The sequence below is a fragment of the Acetomicrobium mobile genome (genome assembly GCF_937920065.1).
In genome coordinates this window covers 1-1,362 of the sequence record NZ_CALETC010000087.1, presented here as the reverse complement: position 1 = coordinate 1,362, position 1,362 = coordinate 1, and the positions used below count along the sequence as shown (strand labels likewise).

Annotated in this window: 3 protein-coding genes; all 3 read right to left on the bottom strand. The window is 39.1% G+C overall.

Annotated elements, in window-relative coordinates; genetic code table 11:
- Positions 1-149: Rpn family recombination-promoting nuclease/putative transposase (locus tag Q7P41_RS03595; protein WP_303882183.1), on the bottom strand; the 149-nt coding region annotated here is incomplete at its 3' end.
- A 275-nt stretch (positions 150-424) separates the two neighbouring features.
- On the bottom strand, positions 425-916 hold the full coding sequence (locus Q7P41_RS03590; protein WP_303882182.1) for a DUF3368 domain-containing protein: 492 nt from the start codon (positions 914-916) through the stop codon (positions 425-427).
- 2 nt (positions 917-918) lie between these two features.
- Positions 919-1,179 carry a UPF0175 family protein gene (locus tag Q7P41_RS03585; protein ID WP_303882181.1) on the bottom strand — a complete coding sequence of 87 codons (261 nt, stop codon included), beginning with the start codon at positions 1,177-1,179 and terminating at the stop codon, positions 919-921.
- Between the last annotated feature and the right edge of the window lie 183 nt (positions 1,180-1,362).

Below are 1,362 nucleotides of genomic sequence, written 5' to 3'. Positions count from 1 at the left end.
ATGAGCTTCATTTCCTTTAAATCTATCTGGCTTGAAATGTCTTTTGGGAGAAATTCCTTTATAAATTGTCTTACGTTTGCTTCATCTGACATTACCCTTTTAAAGAGCCTGTCGTGGGGGTCTTTGGGAGTTAAGTCGTCTTTGGGCACAAGGGGAAACCTCCTTTAAAAGAAATTGGGCAATATAATTTAGTAGCTTAGAATAACATTAATATGCCTGCTGAAAAAGCAAGCATATATCACATTACTTGCTAATGATATCACAAAAACATCGAAGGTAACTTGATCTTTACTCTAAATTATGTCTTGGGCATTTACATACAAAAGAAACAATTAAGCATTTTTGGCAGCATCGTTAAGCTGTTAAACTAAAATTCAAGATTAAAGATCCGACCCCGGAGTTTCCCACCATTGTTTACTACAATCTACTCTTCCTCGCTAACCTCTTTTAAAACTTGCTTATAAAGTTGTTGACTTACTCTAAACCCGGCTTTCATCTGTAAGGCATCCAGATATACTTTAAGATTATCAATAAGCCCTTCTTTTTTGGCCCATATTAATAAGCCTATTGTCCCTAGGACTTTTAAGCCCAGTTTCCTAGCGAACTCTCGGACCTCCTTTTCGTCAAGTAAAACTAACCTGGCTCCCATTTCAAGAGCCAAAGCAATAACTTCAGCCTCTCCATAGTCCAGCTGAGTGACAAGTATTTTCACGATCCACTGATTTTTAACCTCTTTTACTTTAATCCAACCGGATGCTGCAACCTCAAGAGTACCTGGTCTGTCCTTTCCTTCTATCACTACCTCATTCCAAACTGCTTTTGGGATAAAAAGGTTTTCGTTCTTACATATATTTTGAAGTAAATTCAACATATCGATCGAGCTCAACGCAATCAACACCGAGGAATCGCAGATCACTGTCAATCTAATTCCTCCAAAACCTTTAGATCTTCGCTTAACTCTTCAAGATCGTAATGACGCAAGATATCTTCTTCCCCCAAAAGTTTGGAGAACTCCCACTTTGTCATCCCTGCAAGCTCGCGAGCCTTTCCAAAACTTAAAAGACCTTTCTCATATAGTCTTAAGGCAAGCTCTCTTTTTAGCCGTGCAGGCATCTCTTCTCTAGGAAGTTTTATGGACATGACCAAATCATCGGGTAACTCTAATTCAAATCCAGGCATTATGACACCTCCTCAAACTTGCTGCTTCAACAACAAGAGGCCTGATGTTCGTTTAACATTATATCATTCACAAGAATAAGATAACTATCAGGGCCTACCGTTCATTTAGTGGTTTTATAATGGTAGACCCCGGAGTTTCCCCATTGCGGGATTTCATCGCCAAATTGCTCGGAAACTTCTATC

Bases quoted from the DNA above. Each gene is read 5' to 3' on its own strand.
- Q7P41_RS03585 (WP_303882181.1), bottom strand. From the start codon at position 1,179: ATGCCTGGATTTGAATTAGAGTTACCCGATGATTTGGTCATGTCCATA.